This is a genomic window from Granulicella sp. dw_53 (assembly GCF_018449545.1).
GTDB lineage: Bacteria > Acidobacteriota > Terriglobia > Terriglobales > Acidobacteriaceae > Edaphobacter.
The window spans coordinates 199,279-218,453 of the sequence record NZ_JAAVUR010000005.1; the positions used below are offsets into that span (position 1 = coordinate 199,279).

At 52.6% G+C, this 19,175-nt stretch carries 12 protein-coding genes; 6 read left to right on the plus strand and 6 right to left on the minus strand.

The annotated features are described in order from the left end of the window. Nucleotides 1–16 precede the first annotated feature (16 nt). From HB393_RS09900 to HB393_RS09910, 3 genes are all read right to left on the minus strand, one after another. Nucleotides 17–865 carry a sugar phosphate isomerase/epimerase family protein gene (locus HB393_RS09900; RefSeq protein ID WP_213805005.1) on the minus strand — a complete coding sequence of 283 codons (849 nt, stop codon included), beginning with the start codon at nt 863–865 and terminating at the stop codon, nt 17–19. Beyond that, nucleotides 853–1,836 (minus strand): Gfo/Idh/MocA family oxidoreductase, encoded by a 984-nt coding sequence (locus HB393_RS09905; RefSeq protein ID WP_255550956.1) that lies wholly within the window; start codon nt 1,834–1,836, stop codon nt 853–855. The genes HB393_RS09900 and HB393_RS09905 overlap by 13 nt, the downstream gene beginning before the upstream one ends. Nucleotides 1,837–2,034: 198 nt before the next feature. Next, on the minus strand, nt 2,035–2,763 hold the full coding sequence (locus HB393_RS09910; RefSeq protein WP_255550957.1) for a DUF1080 domain-containing protein: 729 nt from the start codon (nt 2,761–2,763) through the stop codon (nt 2,035–2,037). Between the two features lie 180 nt (nt 2,764–2,943). Between HB393_RS09910 and HB393_RS09915 the strand changes: the two genes are divergently transcribed. From HB393_RS09915 to HB393_RS09925, 3 genes are all read left to right on the plus strand, one after another. Then, nucleotides 2,944–3,513: a sigma-70 family RNA polymerase sigma factor gene (locus tag HB393_RS09915; protein ID WP_213805007.1), complete on the plus strand. Its 570-nt coding sequence runs from the start codon at nt 2,944–2,946 to the stop codon at nt 3,511–3,513. Between the two features lie 8 nt (nt 3,514–3,521). Beyond that, nucleotides 3,522–3,863, plus strand: a complete 342-nt coding sequence (locus HB393_RS09920; RefSeq protein ID WP_213805008.1) for a hypothetical protein — start codon at nt 3,522–3,524, stop codon at nt 3,861–3,863. Nucleotides 3,864–4,885: 1,022 nt separating this feature from the next. After that, nucleotides 4,886–6,151: a heparan-alpha-glucosaminide N-acetyltransferase domain-containing protein gene (locus tag HB393_RS09925; RefSeq protein ID WP_213805009.1), complete on the plus strand. Its 1,266-nt coding sequence runs from the start codon at nt 4,886–4,888 to the stop codon at nt 6,149–6,151. 75 nt (nt 6,152–6,226) lie between these two features. On the opposite strand, the gene HB393_RS09930 is transcribed toward HB393_RS09925, so the two are convergent. Together HB393_RS09930 and HB393_RS09935 are read right to left on the minus strand one after the other, a co-directional pair. Continuing rightward, nucleotides 6,227–8,374 (minus strand): PQQ-binding-like beta-propeller repeat protein, encoded by a 2,148-nt coding sequence (locus HB393_RS09930; RefSeq protein WP_255550958.1) that lies wholly within the window; start codon nt 8,372–8,374, stop codon nt 6,227–6,229. Nucleotides 8,375–8,833: 459 nt separating this feature from the next. Then, complete coding sequence (locus tag HB393_RS09935; RefSeq protein WP_213805011.1) at nt 8,834–10,021, minus strand: substrate-binding domain-containing protein; 1,188 nt, start codon at nt 10,019–10,021, stop codon at nt 8,834–8,836. Between the two features lie 245 nt (nt 10,022–10,266). Between HB393_RS09935 and HB393_RS09940 the strand changes: the two genes are divergently transcribed. From HB393_RS09940 to HB393_RS09950, 3 genes are all read left to right on the plus strand, one after another. Further along, nucleotides 10,267–11,715 (plus strand): arabinose isomerase, encoded by a 1,449-nt coding sequence (locus tag HB393_RS09940; RefSeq protein WP_213805012.1) that lies wholly within the window; start codon nt 10,267–10,269, stop codon nt 11,713–11,715. A gap of 337 nt (nt 11,716–12,052) precedes the next feature. Next, nucleotides 12,053–13,471, plus strand: a complete 1,419-nt coding sequence (locus HB393_RS09945) for a glycosyl hydrolase family 39 (RefSeq protein ID WP_255550959.1) — start codon at nt 12,053–12,055, stop codon at nt 13,469–13,471. Between the two features lie 699 nt (nt 13,472–14,170). Continuing rightward, nucleotides 14,171–17,527, plus strand: coding sequence for a carboxypeptidase regulatory-like domain-containing protein (locus tag HB393_RS09950; RefSeq protein ID WP_213805013.1), 3,357 nt, complete (start codon nt 14,171–14,173; stop codon nt 17,525–17,527). Nucleotides 17,528–17,718: 191 nt separating this feature from the next. On the opposite strand, the gene HB393_RS09955 is transcribed toward HB393_RS09950, so the two are convergent. Continuing rightward, entirely contained in the window at nt 17,719–18,984 is a 1,266-nt protein-coding gene (locus HB393_RS09955) for a glycoside hydrolase family 27 protein (RefSeq protein ID WP_213805014.1), read from the minus strand. Nucleotides 18,985–19,175: the final 191 nt, after the last annotated feature.

A 19,175-nucleotide genomic window follows, 5' to 3' on the forward strand; every position in this document is an offset into this window, starting at 1 on the left:
ATAGATAGGACTAGAGTCATAATTCAAGTTCCGCTTTCCATTGTTTCAACCGCGACACAGCTGTGTGAATATCAGCGATTCTCTTTTCACGATTGGGCTCTTCTCGCTCGATGCTTAAAAGACCTTGATATCCGATCTGCTTCAATTTTCGCAAGAACGCGGGGAAATCTACTTTCCCGTCCCCGAGGACGCATTCCGCGCCAAGAAGCCCGGAACCGGCTACAGGCGATGTAGCATCCTTGCAGTGAACGGAAGTTACGTGCGGACTTAGGATATCCAGTGCCGCCAGAGGATCACCTGAGTCGTACATGATCATATTTGCGGGGTCAAAGTTTACTTTGAGGTTCGGTCTTTCTACATTCTGGATAAATGAGAGTAAGACGTCTGCCGATTCCTGACCTGTTTCCAGAACAAAATTTTGGTTATTGCCTCCGCAATAGTCACATAACACTTGAGTTAGTTCGCGTAAGTCGGCATAAAGTTTGTCGTCCGAATTACTTGGGATAAAGCCTATATGACACGATATGGCGGAGATCCCAAGGGTGTGAGCGAAGTTGGATACGGCCTGGGTTCTTACAATTCGATCTGGTCTCAGGTCTGGTGTGGTAAATCCTACTGTCTTGTGAATCGTCTCCAGGTTCGAATAGTCTTCCCCTGCGTAGGAGCAGACAGCACTTGTGATCGCTAGCTGAGATTCTTTCAGAACAGCAGTCCACTGATCGACGACTACATCGCACACTAAATCGGGAGGCACGCCGAGTTGTCCGGCTGACAGGCTAAAGGCATCAAGCTCCCCGAGGAGGTTCCCGATATTTTGTTCTGTCCAAAAGACTAACCCAGTCTCCATTGGTGTTATTTCTCGCAAGATATTTCCTTTCCGTTTTGCTCTCTCGATGTTCTGAGTAAATTCGCGAATCGTACTGCCTGTGCGGACTCTAAGGGGGAACAGAGTTCTGGAGCTACATTGTTTCTGCAGCATTCGATGAAATATGTTAGCTCGTCGAGATATGCGTCATGCTCGGGTATCTCGACAGACTGTTCTCCAAAGGGAAGGTGGAGGGTGAGTTTTTCTTTTTGTAAAGAAAGGGTTTCTTCAGAGCCCGCAATCTCAAAACCGGCAGAGAATGGGACCTCCGGAGCAAACCATCCTCCTTCGATCAATACCTCCAGACCGTTGGCATAGTGTAGCTTTCCGCGCATTGTGTCGATCTCGCCCTGGGCTACTGCGCTGACAGACGTGGGGTGGCCAAATAGCTTGAGCGCTTGATCGATGTCGTGGCTAAGGAGGTCGAGAATTGCTCCGCCGCTTTGCTCGCCTCTCGAAAGCCAGTTACTCCATTGCGGATATCCGGTCGCGCGACTCATGGTGCATGCTTTTACTATGCCGTGACAGGTTGTCGAGACAAACGAGGAGGCATAGCGATATGGAAACATGAAGCGTAGCACCTGTCCCACCATGAAGATGCGATTGCTTCTACTCGCCGCTTCCAGCATCTCATCGCAGTCAGAGGAGTTCAGCGCCATTGGTTTCTCGCAGAGCACATGTTTTCCGCTCTCGAGAGCACTGAGAACTACCTCTTTATGAAGATAAGTTGGCAGACATATGTCGACGGCATCGATCTCTGGATCGAGAAGTAACTGCCTCCAATCGGAGTGCCATTTGACGGAGTCAGGCAAGGTAGCGGTCTTAAGGTGATGTAAATTACCTCTCGCCGGACCGCCTGCTACTGGTCGTGTGCGAGTGGCTACCGCGGTAAGCGTGGCATTTTCTATCCGCTCGATCGCGGCAAGGTGAACGCCACCCATAAAACCGAATCCTATTAATCCAATTCTCATTGTTCTTTGACCCCGCTAACGAGTGGCCACTTACGACCGTAAGCACGCCGGCTGCTTGTGCGGCTCAAGCGATGAGCGCAGATGAAATGGAGTATGCGAGCTGGATGATTTGTCCGCATTGGAGGTTAACCAATGAGAACACAAGCGAACGCGTTTGAAACTGGTACAAGAGACTCGGCGTAGGGAAAAGGGAGTGCCTCAGCGGGCTGAGAGATCTCGTATCCAAAGGTCCTTGAACTGCATGTTCCCGTCGCCACCGGAGTGAAGCTGGAGCGCAATCTTGCCGTCAGACGAACTTGGCTTCGGATCGGTAAAATCGACCATTTGCACACCATTTAAACGGGACCTATAACGATTCCCGATTACTTCGACAAGGTAGTCATTCCACTCTCCCATCCGTACGACGCCTTCGTTTTCCGGAGAAGGCCAAACAACCCAGCCTCTACCATCCTCGGCGTAGACGCCGCCTGTGTGATGCATCATTTTGCAATCGATCTCAAATTGCATGCCTTGTGTCGTGTCTACCGATCCTGGTTTGAACCCCGTGTGGAAAAATACACCGCTGTTGCCGTCGCCGACGCATTTGAAACGCAAAGAGAATTGAAAGCTCTTATAGTCCTTATCGGTCTCGAGATATCCGTAGGCCTTTGTGAGCCCCTTGCCGTGAATCAGCCCATCCTCGGCGGTCCAGCTTTCGGCACCGATCTTTTTCCACCCCGATAAGTCGTTTCCATTGAACAGAGAGATCCAATCGTTGCCGGGAAGCACGATCTTCTGTTGTGCTACGAGAACAAGTCCCGCCGCCATCGTTACAGCCAGGACCAAAGCACTGGCGGAGAGCCACCTTTTAAGCCAAAACCGTGCGCTCTGAGAGCGTCCCCTATGCTCGTTGTCAGAGCCGGGTGGAACAACACTGTAAGTGTTCATAGAGACCTTGATCCTTTCAAATAGGTGCAATTGCTGGCAATCGTACCATAGCGCTCAGTCACCTTTGCCTTTGAGTGCGGGCAAAGATAGATTTCTTCCGTCTCATACAATATTTCTCAGGCTCGCCCGTTAACACCTATAGACCTACTGAGCTTCACCGGTCAGAGCCAGAGGAGCAGAATGCCCAGCCGCGACGCGACGACCGCCGAGCAGGATCAGTTCATTGCGGAGGCATTGAAGCGTGACGAACCGCGGCTGCGAAGTTTCATTCGTCGGCGCGTGCTGGATACCGGAGACGCTGAGGACGTACTGCAGGACGTCTTCTATGAATTGATTGAGGCCTATCGGCTGATGAAACCGATGGAGCAGGTAACTGCATGGCTGTTCCGAGTAGCTCGAAATCGCATTACGGATCTGTTTCGCAGACAGAGGACTGCATCGTTGAACGATCCGGTTGCCGAAGATGGAGACTCCGGTGCGTTTGAAGATCTGTTGCCCTCGCCTGATGCGGGACCTGACGCGATCTATGCCCGGAACCTGCTTTTCGATGCGTTGGATGAGGCTTTGAACGAACTGCCGGAGAATCAGCGAGAGGCATTTATTGCGCACGAATTGATGGGCCGTAGCTTCAAAGAGATTTCTGAAGAGACAGGAGTGAGTGTGAACACACTTCTTTCCCGGAAGCGTTATGCCGTGCTGCATCTGCGGCTTCGGCTGCAAGAGATGGATGAAGATTTAGGAACAAAATGAGGAAAAAGATGAAGATCTATCGGATGTTGAGGGTGATTGTAATCGTTGTTGTAGCAAGTATTTTCTTCGGCTTTGTGATCCAGCATCTTTGGAACTGGCTGATGCCTGCCATCTTCGGTTTGCGGCCGATCACATTTACGCAAGCACTTGGTCTTTTCCTCCTCAGCAAGATCCTCTTTGGAGGATTCCATCGTCACTCTGGTGGTCGCGGCTGGAGACGGCATATGGAAGAACGATGGTCGCAGATGAGCCCGGAGGAACGTGAGCGATTTCGCTCCGGAATGCGTGGCCGCCGCGGCTGCGGATTTGGTTCACGTTCTGAGCCCAGCCCACAACAGGCTCCGCAGTGAACGGAATTATTGAATTCGATGTTTGCAACGTTGAAAAAAGTGCTTTCGTGAGAAGGTCGGGATCTGATGAGCGAGATGGAATTAGAACGCACCAGAGGCATTGAAGCTGAATCTCGGGATATGCGGGAGGCCGCTGGTAATCTAGGAGATAGACTTCGTCAGGAGTCTGGGATGGTTGGCCCAACGATCTCGAGCCGCACCAGCCTGAGCGAGAACATATCTGACAGTCGAGGGTTAGCTTCCACGGCCGAATTTCTGCCGCCTCACGAGCGTCTTGTTCAACTTGAGGGGGAGAACTTTCGCTTGAGGCGACTTGTAACGGAGTTGCTGATCAGGAATCAACAACTCCGTGAGCTGTTTTTGAACAGTTGAAGAGTTTGTGCTGCAGAGGACATGAATCCGGTAGGTTGATCTGCATCCGCTGGAACGTCTTTGTTCTCTTCCACTCTCACGTCTGAGGAGGATCAACGATGAGCCTGATCGGCCACGTTGCACGTATCTTCTGGCCAGGATCTGAGAGGACTACCTCACAGAATCTAACGGTATTTTCGCATGTATCGCTGCGCAGTTAAATTCGCAGACAAGTTATGGCCAAACTCTCCTAGTGCGGGCTACAAGAAGTTGACCTTTACATAAATTTCAGTCTTTAGGTATTGCCGTATTCTTCTGAAAAAACACGCGAAACCCCTCCTGTTGTGGGTGCGAAGAAAAATGCGTTCTTGGAACTATATGCCACACCTCATAGAAGAGTTGAGATGATGGCCTCGGAATTCTGAGGCAAAGCGGGCGGCGTTGTTAGGTGCCGTGGGTTGATTCAATTGGTATTCTTTTCATTATTCTCAATGGAGAGCGGGGATGAGAATGCAGGTGGACCTGTTATAAGAGGCGGCAGCGTGATGTCGGCGCCGTGTTCGCGTCCCGGCCTAGTTGTCAGCGTTGGAATACATCGGCTCCTCAATTGTTACTAATAAAGGATTCCATGGCGGGTACTGCTGGCGTTGGGGAGTTCTTGGGAGAACAGCATGAATTCAACTGCCACTACATACATCAGCGAGTCTCCGCTACGTCCTAATCGCGTCGCGCCCCAAGACCGTCCTATCCAGGTCAAGAAGCCTGTCGAACGCATCCCATCCGTCGATGTGCTTCGAGGGTTTGCCATGATTCTTATGGCGCTCAACCATACCCAGATCTTTTTCTTCTCAGGCGAGCACGCGATGCCTGCTCTTCTTAATTCAAATTTGCCCTTGTTCTTCACTCGTTGGACTCCCGGTTTTTGCGCACCTGTCTTTGTCTTTCTCGCTGGAGTTGCAGCGTACCTTCAACTCCAGCGGGGTAAAACCAAAGCCGAGTTATCTCGCTTCTTGTTTACGCGGGGTCTGTGGCTCATTTTGCTCGAAGTGACGATTATCAATTATGGTGCGTTCTTTGCACTGACTTTGCCAGTCCTGCAGGTCTTCTGGGCCCTTGGCATTTCCATGGTCATGCTTGCCGGCCTCGTCTGGCTCCCCATGCCGATCATTGCCGTTATAGGGATTACTTTCGTTGCTGGGCACAATGCGTTTGATCACGTACGTGCTGCTTCTCTTGGAAGCTGGGCTAATCTGTGGCGCCTCCTTCACGAGACGGGCCTGCTTTTATTTGCGGGCAAGCCCATTGCTTTTGTTGCCTATCCTGCTATTCCTTGGAATGGTCTCATGATTCTAGGCTTCTGCTTTGGCGAGATCATAATCTTGCCTGCAGTTCGTCGTATTCGTATCACGGCGATAAGTGGGGCTTGTCTTCTTATTCTCTTTCTAGGCTTGCGTGGCCTGCACGCTTATGGAGATCCCACGCAATGGAACGCTTCGACTGACGTTGCCACCAGCATCAAAACGTTCTTAGGCGTAAGCCATAATCCGGTGTCACTGCAGTTTTGTGCGATGGCGATCGGGGTTTCATTGCTATTTCTTGCATGGTTGGACTCTTTGCTCGTAGCTGGAAGGTCTTCGTGGCTTCGCAAATACGTCGAGGTCTATGGAGGTGTACCACTGTTTTATTACCTGCTTCATATCTATGCTCTTCACGCCTTATCGATCATCCTATGCGCGCTAACGGGACATGACTGGCATGTTCTTGCTGCACCTCTCCCACAACGTATGAAGATGCATCTTCCTGATGGATACGGTTTCGGCCTGCCTGGCGTTTATCTGATTTGGATTGCGGTGGTCACAGCTCTCTACTGGCCTGTTCGGCAATATGCAAACTACAAACGCGCACATCCGGAAAAAACATGGCTTAGCTATCTCTAGTTTTGTACACAACTAGAGCCCTTGGACGTCGGAAGCTGTTATGCGATCTTCTGTATACAGGTAGTGCGATACGCCTCAGTGAGGCAGCAAGCCGAAGATGGCTACACCGGTTTGGGTTCCGATGTACACCTTGCCATTCACGACGAGCGGCGTAATGAACTTGTTACCATTTCCAAAGCCATCGCGCGTGCCCGCCGCCTGGCTGCTGTTGTAGAACTCATGAGCCAGGTTTGTCGGGTCGTATGCGTGCAGAACTGCCAGATTGCTGATGGACGACTCCACCGCCCACACGATTCCATTTTGGAGTCCATTGGCTGAGATGGCCGGTGTGGTGCCAGGGTGAGCAAATCGTGCCACCGACAGGCTTGATGGAGTCGTCGCCATCTTCGCGTTAGTCAATGGAAAGGCCTTCAATGCGTCGCCATCCGCTCCGTAGTAGAGCACGTTGTTGAAGTAGGAGGGCGTGGTGTAGTTCAGGCCTGCCAATTGCCCTGTGATCTTCTGGTAGATATTACTGTCCATGGGAGCGCTGGAAGGATTGAATTTTCCTAAATTGTCCCTGTCAGCCAGATAGATGTTCTTATCCTTACCCGCTCCTACGATTAGATGACGAACCACTCCGTTTGCATCCTTCAGGTCAGGCAAGAGCAATGCACCACCCGACCCTAGATCCAAGTCCTGGCTGGACTGCGATACGGTGTTGTAGGATTCGAAGTAGTCGGCCACGGCTAGCTTGCCAGTTGTCGCTGTCAGCTTCAGCATGGCGTTGCCATAGTCTCCGTTTGCTGGGAACCCATTCGTGTCAAGAGTGGTATCGAACGTGCCATTTGCATCGAGTAGATAGATATTTCCACTGCTATCAGCGGCCAATCCATTGCCACTCATCCAGACTGATCCCATGTGGCCGTTGGGTGTTAGATTCAGGAGTTGGGTTTGCTTCAGGGTCGTCTCGCTATATGCCATGATCCATCCGGTATAGAGGCCCGCGTCACAATGTGAGGTCCAGCCGGTGTAGATGTTGCCGTTGAGAAGGAGTAGAGCCGCACGCTCCGCATACTGAGACGGGTCGAAGACCACGCTGCCATTGTGAGAGTTGTCCCCGATTCCGGGAGTGCTTCCAGTAATCTCCGTTGGGCTGCCGGTAATCTCTACGCCTGTCACGATATCGAGTGCGTGCAATCTCTGGTGGTAGATTCCATTTGTATCTTTGCTCATAGCGACCGTGAAGATAGTGCCGTTCACGCCTTGCTTCCTATCAATTACTGGCGTGGAGGTAATTCCTATTTCAGTTGTAATCTGGCTGCAGCCGTGGTCGTCGCTTGTCACCTCTCCGCTCGGAATGACGGATGTCTTCCATAGTTGCGTGTTGGTATCAGCATCAAAGGCGTATAGGCTGCCATGCTCGGTGGCCACATACAAGACATTGCGCAGCAGACCTGCGACAGTCAAGTTAGCAAGATAAAGAGGCTCGGCGTCTACCTTTCCGTCGACCGTATCGAAGCCGATCTTGCCGAACTGGGTTGAATTCACGTTGGCCGGCGTCAGGATGGTCTCCTGCGAATTCAGCCCATCGCGAGCGATGTTGTAATGATAGGTAGTTACATCCGGAGCGGCGGTTATTTGGGTGGCCTGCACGGTTAAAGGAAGCGATGCAATATGAGTAGTGCTGCCGGATGTTCCGGTGAACGCAACTGTCGACGTTGTTGCGGCGGCACTGAGAGATGCCGTTAGGGTTGTACTCTGAGCTGTGCCAGGAGCTAGAGTCAGCGTGGCTGGGTTCGCCGTTACACCCGTGGGAAGTCCTGTGATCGCGACATTCACCGTGCCAGTAAAAGAGTTGACTGCATTGGCTGTGACACTTACTGGGGCACCTACAGCTCCTGCCACGATGGTGAGTGATGTGGGCGATAGTGTAAGCGTGTAGTCCGGCGGTGCGGAGATGGTTGCCGCAACAGTAGCTGTATGGGTAAGTGCCGCCGAAGTTCCGGAGAGGGTGAGCGTCGCGCTGCCTGCAGTGGCAGTGGTGGCGGCCGTCACCGTTACGGTTTGTGACGTTCCTGGTGTTAGAGTCAACGTTGCCGGCTGTACAGTTACGCCTGGGGGCAGCCCTGCAATCGTGACTGTTACCATCCCTGCAAAACTATTAGTTGGAACTGCGTTCACGCTGATCTTTTGTCCCGCTCCACCCGGAACCAGTGTGATCGCCGCTGGTGTAGAAGACAATGAAAAGTCTGCTTTGGAAGTGGTTTCGTCGTTACAAGAAATTAGAGCAAAACAGAGAACCAAACTTAGACATGCACCAAGCACCTTCGGAAAAGAGCCCATATCAACCTCTCGGCAGATCATTTAGCTATCAGTCAGATTGAAACTATACTCGCCCTTTCCGACGACTTGTCACAGAGATGTCTTTAAAAGATAAAATCACTTTTCGTATGGCTTCGATGGGAAGAACTCTCTGCTGATATGCCTGACGAGCGACATCAATGCAGTTGAGTAGGGGAAGGAGTTAGAAGTAACTCTTTTCTGGGGCTTAAAGATCCATGCCGCCGAGCTTAGACTCTTGTTCCACCGAAATACAAATTCAACGAAAATGAGCAAAGTGATACAGCTTTATATCTCGTCCGGCGTACGGAATTGGTTATCTTTCGTTTAGATATAAGGTGATTGATCCGATGAACGTGATCAATGCCAACTGTACAGTAGAGAGTCGCCGTCACCTGCAGTGATCAGCTTGTCGTTGGGATAGAAGGAATCGACGTTTTTCGATGTGATCATCTGATGCCGCACAAAGGTAGCAGATGGGATTGCCTTTCCTTGCAGCTTGTCCAGCGCTAAAGAGAGTACAGCTTCACCATAGCGCTCGGGAAAGTATGCGACGGAACCCACCATGCGCGAACCCGCCCGCCGCATCTCTCTTCGGGCCTCGATGCTGCTGTTCTGTCCGACGGCAAGGCAATTTGCCCCTTGCCCGGCCTCTTCAAATGCCTGTAAGGCTCCAAGGCAGCTAGGGTCGTTCAATGCGCCAATCAGGACATGCTTCGCCTTGACATGCTGCAGGTAGCGCCGTGTTACTTGCAAACTATTTTCAAAGCGGCCATTGCCATTGATGAAGCGAACCCTTTGGTCTGGAATTTTGGGAAGAATCTCGCGAATGCCGGCGAGCATACCAGTAAGTCTTGATCGCGGAAGGGGCCCTGCCATGGCTAACTCCAACAGAACGACCTCATCCACCTGACCGCGCCACTCTTGGACAGCCGCGTGAGCCAGGGAGTGCCCTGCGATCAAGCCAGCTCGGTAGTTATTCGCGCCATAGTAATCAGCGCCCGGATGCGGGATTTCAATTGCGATGATGGGGATGCCCGCTTCTATAAGTTTGGACGCAACGACGGACGCACTCTGTTGGTTTGTTTGAAACTCGATTACCAAGTCGACATGTTCGCGAACGAACATCTCCGCGTTGCGGATTGCAACGGTGGGACTGTATCGGTTGCTCAACTCGAGCAAGTCTACACCTACTTCATAGGCATGGCTGCGGATACTGTCTGAAACCAGGCGCGAAAAAGAAAACTCCTCGCTCTGCGAAGCGTAACCGATGCGGTAGCGAGTATGTCTCCACCGCTCACTAACAGCTCGGTATTGGTTCTTCGCAGGCCGCTCCAGCATGCCTTGCTCCACTAAGGTAGCCAAGAGACGGAAAGCGGTTGTCCGACTGAGATTTGTAGTCGCGACGATATCGCTGAGCGTAAGTGTGGACTGGCATTGCTGAAAACATTTGAGAATATCGCACGCGCGCTGCACGGCCTGAATGTTGTAAACCGAGGATGGAATCGAAGTGAGCTTGGCCGGTTCGACTTTTACGCTCTTCTTCATTGGCTCGCTTTCTTTGCGCTCACATCCTATACCGAACTCCTATGATAATTCCACAAAATGGAAGACGATGTATCGCCCGAGTTGCGTATTTCTACAGTATTGCTGGCCCTTTCCAGGCGGCCTGCGCACAACGAGTCGCCGATTTTTTTTCCTATTATTTCGTCTAGTGGAATTCCATAAATATAAAAATAAAGCTAGTTGCCGCCTCCACAGCACCCATAAGCTTCTCTTCGTACTAGGGAGAGATGAGGCGAAGAGTGGAGATCGCTGTTAAAAAGCTTCGCGTGGGTTTGGCAGGCTTCGGTCTGGAGACCTATTGGCCCCAGTTTGAGGGCCTTGAACAGCGCCTCCGCGGTTATCTTGGTGTGGTTGAACAGAAGGTTGAAAACCGCGAGCGGATTGTAATTAATTTGGGCTTGATCGATAGTCCCACAAAGGGCGTCGAAGCAGGACATGTGTGCCGTCGTCAGGACATCGACATCCTTCTGGTCTACATCACGACCTACGCACTCTCTTCTACGCTCCTTCCTGTGATCTTGCGGGCAAAGGTTCCCGTCATCCTCCTGAATCTGCAGCCGGATGCAGCTATTAATTATGGCCGGCTAAATCAGATGGAAAGTCGCACCGCAATGACCGGTGAATGGCTCGCCTATTGCAGCTCTTGTCCAGTACCAGAGATTGCGAATGTCTTACGGCGGCTGAACATTCCTTTTCACCAGGTGACTGGAGTGCTGCACAACGATCCTGCGTGCTGGACCGACTTGGAGGGATGGCTTAACGCTGCGCAGATCACCAAGAGGCTGAGTCATAGTCGTATGGGGCTCATGGGTCACTACTATAGCGGCATGCTCGATATCGCCACGGACTTAGTGCAGGTAAGTGGTCGCTTTGGGACACATGTCGAGATCCTCGAGGTCGACCAGTTGAGTGGGTTACGACGCGAGGTGACAGAGCGGGAGACAGGGATTAAGGTCGAGGAGTTTCGCAGCTTCTTCGCAGTCGACGAAGATTGTCCGCCTGAGGAAGTAAGCCGTGCTGCGACCACCGCAGTCGCATTGGACAAAATGGTAGCGAACAACTCATTGGATATGCTGGCTTACTATTACATGGGCTCCGGTGTAGGAGAGAACGAGAATACGATGAGTTCTATCATTCTTGGCACCTCCGTGCTCACTGGCCGCGGGATCCCAGTGGCTGGGGAATATGAGGTCAAGAACGTCCTTGCCATGAAGATTATGGACGAGTTGGGCGCGGGAGGCTCGTTCACCGAGTACTACGCGATGGACTTCAACGATGATCTTGTCTTGATGGGCCACGATGGCCCTGGTCATCCGCGCATTGCGCAGGATAAGATTCGCGTGCGTCCGTTGCGGGTGTACCACGGTAAGGTCGGCCGGGGTCTGTCGGTCGAAATGACGGTGAAGTACGGACCGGTCACGCTACTCTCGGTTGTTGAGGATAAAGAGAGAGGCTTCTCGTTGTTGGTAGCTGAAGCAGAGAGTGTCGCTGGTCCAATTCTAGAAATCGGCAACACTAACAGCCGCTACAGATTCTCGTTGGGAGCGCGCGGTTTTGTAGAGGCGTGGAACGCTCGCGGTCCTGCGCATCACTGTGCCATTGGCGTTGGGCGCTGGGGAAGGCAGCTAGGTCAGCTGGCGGAACTGATGAACTTAGGTTTCCACCAAGTCTGCTAATGAGTGTAGGAGATAGTCGAAGGTTCAAGGATGGAAGTGCCGTCTATTTCATAGCATGGAAGATCGGTGAGAGAACAATTGTTGCGAATAGCTCTTACATCCTAATAATTGGTTACGCAATGTGATTGTATGTCCACGATGTGGAACACCTTTGATTCTTAGAAAGTTGTTGTCATACCCGGGCGGACTCTCTAGTCTCCGGCGCGTATCTACATATAAAGCTTGTTCGTTACGAGGAGACTTCATGAGGAACTTCCGTTCCCTTTTCATTACAGTGGTGCTCGGTTGTATCAGTACACCGATTGAGCTCATGGCTCAACAACCCTCGACGCCGGAGTTGAAGATCGATTGGTCCAAGACGGCCTTCGAATCCAAGTCGACGCCCACACTTCAGGTGGTAGTAAACCCGCAGATTCTTCGCGGTTCTACGATGCATGATGGAACCTTCGCCGCGTTGAAGATGTTGGGTGCGGACTATGTCCGTTATGTCCCATGGCTGCCTTATCCTAAACAGGCCGTTGCTGAACTCGATCCGCCCACTAAGGACAAGACATCTTGGAACTTCAAGTACATCGATCCGGCTCTGGAAGATTTTATGAAGGCGACGGAAGGCCACTCCGTCGTGATGAACTTTAGTACCATGCCAGCGTGGCTCTGGAAGACCGATAAACCAGTCACGTATCCGGACGACCCGAACCAGGTTTATTGGGAGTACACGCAGGGCACGGAACTCCGCGATCCTTCCATGAAGGAGGCTGCTGATTACTACGCACGGCTGTTGAGTTGGTATGAAAAAGGCGGCTTTACGGACGAGAACGGAAAGCACCACGAGTCCGGCCATCATTACAAGTTCGCTTACTGGGAGGTGCTGAACGAGATCGACTTCGAACATCACTGGACGCCCGAAGCGTATACGAAGTTCTACGATGCTGTGACCGCGGCCATGTTAAAGGTCGATCCAGACATCAAGTTCATGGCTGTCTCTTCCGCCAGCCCGCGAACACATGGACAGATGTATGAGTACTTCCTGGACCCGGCGCACCACGCTCCCGACACTCATCTGGATTTCCTCACATACCACTTTTACGCATCGCCTCCTGAATCCGAACCCTTCTCGGCCATGCAATATACCTTCTTCGATCAGGCAGATGGATTTTTGGCGACGGCCCGATATATCGAACAGATTAAGCACCGCCTTTCGCCGAATACGAAAACTGACCTCAATGAACTCGGCGTTATCCTGCCAGAGGACAGTAAGAGCAATCGTATTCCCGGCTATAAAGCGAAGCCAGAGCCAGAAGGATATTGGAACCTTGCTGGTGCCATGTATGCCTATATTTACATTGAGGGGGCAAAGATGGGTATTGATGTCCTCGGTGAATCGCAGTTAGTGGGTTACCCAACGCAGTATCCCAGCGTGAGCATGATGAACTACAACACCGCCAAGCCCAATCCTCGGTTCTGGGTATTGAAGCTGTTGAAGGATAACTTTGGTCCTGGCGACCATATGATGGAAACGGCTGAGCACAACAGAGATCTCGCCGTGCAAGCGTTTGGAACTGCAAAGGGCAAAAAAATACTAGTGATCAACAAGCGTGGCGTGGCCCAGGAGATCACGTTACCGGAAGGTACGGCGGCCACCTCGGTGAGCTACGTGGCTCCTTCTACCGGCGATGGCCAACCCGGAGTAAAGCAGATGCAAGGAAGTAAAGTGCAACTCGAACCGTACGAAGTCGCTGTGATCAGCGTCCAGTGACGGACCATTCGTCAAGTGAAGAGGACTGCCGCTAGTTTGTATCGGCGGCAGTCGTATCTTCAGCGTAGTCGCATGTAAGTCATTGCCGGCGGAAGTGGTCGGACCGGTTACGCTCGAACAACTGCGTGGGATTGAACCTTAGCTGCGAGGACGACATCGTTAGAACAACCTCGATGCGGAGCAAAGTGTGCCTATCGGCTGGACACTGCACCCCTGATCGAAGGATTTCGTCCTCTCTCTCTCACTCTATAAGTTCGGTAGGTGGAATAGATGACGGACGCATCGTGAGTATCGAATGCGGGCTGAGCCAGCCTATCAGCTTCAATCGCTTCACTGAGTGAAAGTCTAGCGAGTGGAGGAAAAGAGACTCAGCACTCTAATCCGCTTCGCCATATTTGAGGTTACTCGTTCACGCACGGGAGTTAGGCGTGAAGAAAGGCGTAGCCTGTTTCATCTAGAAATGGGTACCTTTCTTCACCGCATTGCACTCCTCTGTAACCTCTGTCGTCTGTCTTTTGCCGCAGAGGTTACGAACGCATAGGGAATCGTCTCGAAAGTGATTCGCGGCAAAAAATGTATCTTGACAGTCTTAGGAGGTTATGGATAGCATCCTCCCCGAATGAGACGTCTCAGAAAATCTCATATCAGGATCAGAACCTGGGTTCCCTTATGGCCCGGACAAATTTGGAGGCTTCACCAATGAACATCTCAACCACCCAGGATCGGCTCAAGCGGAAGGATGCATGCATCGTTAGCCGTGAGCAGACGTCCAAGCAGATTGGTGCGGGAGACGCCGTGCTGGATACTTTGCGTCGCACGTCGTTCGCGCTCCTAATGGCAGCCATGCCTCTTGTTGCGCTCAACGTCATCGTTCCATCGGCATTTGGGCAGGCGAGCTCAAGCTCCGACGCGGTGGGCAGGGTCACAGACACGAGTGGCGCAACCGTCCCCGGTGCAGTGGTGCATGTGATAAACAATGCCACGGGTGCCGAGCGCACAGCGACCACCAATGACAGCGGAGATTGGTCCATTCCCAACCTCCCGCCTGCGAACTATCGTTTGCGTGTCGAGAAGCAAGGCTTCAAGAGCAGCGAAATTACTTCATTGGACGTGGAGATTGGCAAAGCTGCAAATGGCTCTGTGACTCTGAGTGTTGGTCAAACCACCGAGACCGTGGAAGTGACCACGATTCCTCCACAGTTGCAGACCCAGGAGGCGACAGTCGGGCAGGTCATCAACCAAAAGCAAATCAACGATCTGCCATTGAACGGCAGAAATGTGCTTCAGCTCGCGACGCTTGCACCGGGCGTCTCTCCGCCGCAGACCGGCCAGACCGGCAGCCCAGGCCGTTTCGGTACACGCAGCTTGTTCATCACTGTCGATGGCGGTCGCGGTAGCTCCACGAACTATGTGCTGGACGGAACCTATGTCCGTTCGGTTCGGTTCAATAACATGTCACTGCAGCCGAACGTAGACACGCTGCAGGAGTTCAACCTCCTGCGTAACTCGTTCTCGACCGAGTACGGTCAGGGACAGGCGGTTGTCTCGATGGTAACGAAGTCAGGATCGAACTCGATCCACGGCACCGTCTATGACTTCGCTCGCAACAGCATCTTCGACGCCCGCAATTACTTTGCAACGACGGCCACGAATCCGGTAAAGCCACATTTCTCCCGTCAACAGTACGGCGGTACGGTTGGCTTTCCTATCAAGAAAGACAAGCTGTTTGTCTTCGGCGGGTTCGAGGGGCTTCGCACCAATCGCGACACGCCCGTCTACGGCGTCTTCCCAACGCAAGCGCAGCTTGGGACCCCTGCTGCATCCAACCAACTGGCGCGAGTGATGAATGGCACCTTCCCGGTACCCACTACCCCGAACGGGGCTGCTACCATCCTCGGCCAATATAACTACAGTGCAACCCCCACCACGACCGACAACTACGACGAATATACGGTGCGTGCCGACCAGACGTTATCCTCGCGCAACTCACTCTTTGAGCGGTATGTGGATTTCAACTCTCTCCAATTCCTACCTTCGGTTCAGGGTGGAATCAATAACAAGCTTATCGGTCGCAACGGTGTCCTCGGGCACACCTTCCTCATCACGCCGAATATCGTGAACGAAGTGCGCATTGGATACAACGAGTACTTCAACTTCGAACTCGGTGTCGGGTTTCAGCCTGGCACGAACTTCGCTTCCCAAGAGGGTCTAAAGTTTGTCACAGGACTTACGGACCCGACCCAGTACGGTCGAGCCAACGTCACCATTACTCCCTTTACCAACGTCTTCGATAACGTCACGAATCAAGGTGGCAACGAGAACATTCTCAGCCTCGGCGACTCGCTCAGTATCGTCAAAGGAAAACATACATACAAAGTAGGATTCCAGTTCCAAAACCGCAGGGTCATCCTGATCGCGGATAACAATGCCACTGGTTCTTTCACCTTTGGTCCGTGCACGGCAGCCACGGCAACCGGCAACGGTACTTGTGATGCAACAAACAAGATCAATCCGATAACCGGTGCACTCTACACCGCGCTGGAGAACTATCAGCGTGGTTATTGCACCTCTGGCTGCAACGGCAACTTCGGAACCACACGCGGTCACTATCGTGATAACACCTACGGCGCGTTCTTCAGCGACGTTTGGCAAGTGGGTCGTCGCGTGACGATCAACGCAGGTCTGCGCTGGGAATATAACTCTCCGTTCGTCGAGCAAAACGGTCTGGAAGGCACGTTGGATCCTACGACAGGGAAGATCAAATACAGCAAGGTTCCCGCATTCATTCCACAGGCTTTCCTTCCGTTTGTTGTTACGGACTCCACATACAGTCCCGGTATCATCAAGCCCAACAAAAAAGGATTCGGCCCACGTCTCGGTATCGCCTATGAAGCACACCCTGGAACGGTCTTTCGTGCCGGTGGTGGCATCTACTTCGACAACATCAACACCAACGAACTGCAATTTACTCGTTACGCCGCGCCGCTGTACTACCAGCAGTCGCTCAATAACCAGTTCGTTCAAAACCTGTTCCCTGACCCCACACTTGGATCCGCCGGACTGCCCGCACCGTTCTCCATTCGCCCCAACAACTCGACGCCGTACACGATGGAGTGGACCGCCAGCTTACAGCAGGATCTGGGCCATGGCGTCATCATGGAGCTTGCATACACAGCGAGCGGAACCCGCAAGCTATGGAAGCGGTATGACCAGAACATGGACCTGCTTTCCCCTGGGGTCAATGCCGCTGGCGCGAGTAACACCACGAACGTAGGGGTCCGTCCATTTCCCCAATATCAGCATGGGGTTTTGACCAGTGCCACTGCAGCCTCGGCCAACTTCAACGGTGGCTCCGTAAAGGTTGAGAAGCGGGCCAAGAACGATGGTCTCTTTGTGCTGGGTAGCTACCAGTGGTCGAAAAATCTCGATAACAACTCGGGTGAGGTAGAAGCGAACGATACGGCGTACTCGACCGACTTTTCCTTCGATCACTCCTACTCCCGCTTCGACGTCCGTCACCGCGCTGTGATCAGTGGAGGTTACGAACTCCCGTTTGGCAAGGGACACGCCATGTTGCAGAAGGGAATCGGTAATGTTCTGGTGGGAGGATGGTCGCTGCAGCCGGCGATTCAGCTTCGCACGGGATATCCCTTCTCGCCCTCTCGTTCGGGTGTCACCTTCGGCACCTACACTCCTGGACGTGTGAACCTGGCGCCTGGACGTACGTTGCAGAGCGCCTACAAGAACAGTCCGTCGATCTCTAGTTGGTTCGACCCTACGGCTTTTGTGGATCCAGGCGCAACCGTGCAAGGCAACGTGAGACGCAATACTCTCCGCGGACCGGGTACGGCTCAGGTCGACCTCTCGGCCATCAAGACCTTCCAGATCGTCGAGAGGCTCCATCTGCAGTTCCGCGCCGAGGCTTACAACATCATCAACCGTGGGATCTTCTCGCAACCCGCTTCAAACATCTCAACCACCAGCACGGTTGGCAAGATATCGTCCACTTCAGCAGACAACCGCAGCATTCAACTCGCGGTCAAGCTGTTGTTCTAAAGAAGTATTAACGGATCATAACGGTAAGTCTGAATTGAAGCCTGACAGACTCCTCTGGGAGTCTGTCAGGCTTTTCAGCATCAACTGAACTAACCACGCGCGGCACGATCAACGCGACTTCAATGACTGGACGTGTTTCCGGTGCCGCGCAATACGCGCACTCAAACTTATTCGCTACGAAGCTTTGTAAATCATGGACGTCTCAGTTCCAGGAGCTTACAGCCGTGAGGCGGTAGCACCAGATGCACTGAAGCTGACGTATCGCCATCGGTTTGAGACCAGAGTTCCCGTGTCTTATAAGAATCTCCGGGGAGATTATAGAAAGCATAGGGACGATCGATATTGACCGGCATGTCACTAAGATTGAAGAGCGCAAGATAGAGAATGCCTGGTCTGCCCTTCGCGCTCCATGTGACAGTATTTCCTTCGCGGGCGACCTGTCTCTGTTCATGGCCGAACTGATTGACATCGATGACATCTTTGTTTGTCAGAAGTTTGGTGGTCCAATCGTCGAGCTTCGTAAGATTAGCCCCGAGAATCAAAGGCGAACGTGCGATGGCCCAGAGAGTAAGCATCGACTGTTGTTCGTCGGTTGTAAGACGCGTGTTACGTGCCTTACCTTCTCCCGGCTCCGGACCTAGATAGCCAAGAGGCAGCATATCGGCGTCTGGCCAGTTGCCGGGGCGAGCGTATGAACTCCAGGCAGCCGTAAGCTCAAATTGGTCATGAACGCTACGCGGGAATGCCTTCGGATTAGTCCAATAATCCCAGACATCATCGGAGATGCGCCACATCTGTGCATACGAAGCGACTTCGCGAGCCAAACCAGGAGAGGTTGGTCCGGGCGACAGACTGAGGATGATCGGTCGTCCAGTCTTGAGAATGGCCCGATGGATCATGCGAATCTCTCCGGGTTTGTAGGGATGGTCGGAGATGCAATCGACTTTAAGAAAGTCAACTCCCCAACTGACGTACTGCGCAAGAAGCGAGTCGTACCATGCCTGACCCGCAGGTGTGTCGCGGACTCCCCAGTTGGTCGGGTCCCACGGACAGGCATCGGTCTTATCCGCTACATCTTGTGCGTGGAAGCGACTGCCTGCGACTGGAAGGTTGCGAACAACAGACTCACGCGGAATACCGCGAACGATATGGATTCCAAACTTCAATCCGAGCGAATGAACATACGCTCCGAGAGCAGCGAAGCCAGTATTGCGTCCGTTACTCAATGACGAAGGAAAGCGGGCCGGTACAGGGATGTAGCGACCATTTGCGTCAAGCTCAAAGATCAACTTCTCGGGAGTTGGACGATCCAGTGGATTCTTCATAAACCAGCCCTCGTCGATGACGGCATAGTTCCAACCGAAGGGTTTCAGAACCTTCGCTAGAACATCGACGTTGTCGCGGAATTGCGACTCAGTGATGGTGAGGCCGTAAGAGTCCCAACTGTTCCACCCCATAGGCGGCGCCGAAGCGACTATCGTCCGAGACGGATTAATGGGTGCAGGTACTTGAGCGATGGCGGTTATATATGCGGCAACGGTACCAAGAGCGAGAATAGAGCGAAAGCGAAAGGACCTCGGCAAGATGAAGATCTCCCTTACAAGGCTAGTTTCTATGCGAAGATAGTACGCTTTGCGGGATAGTTTCG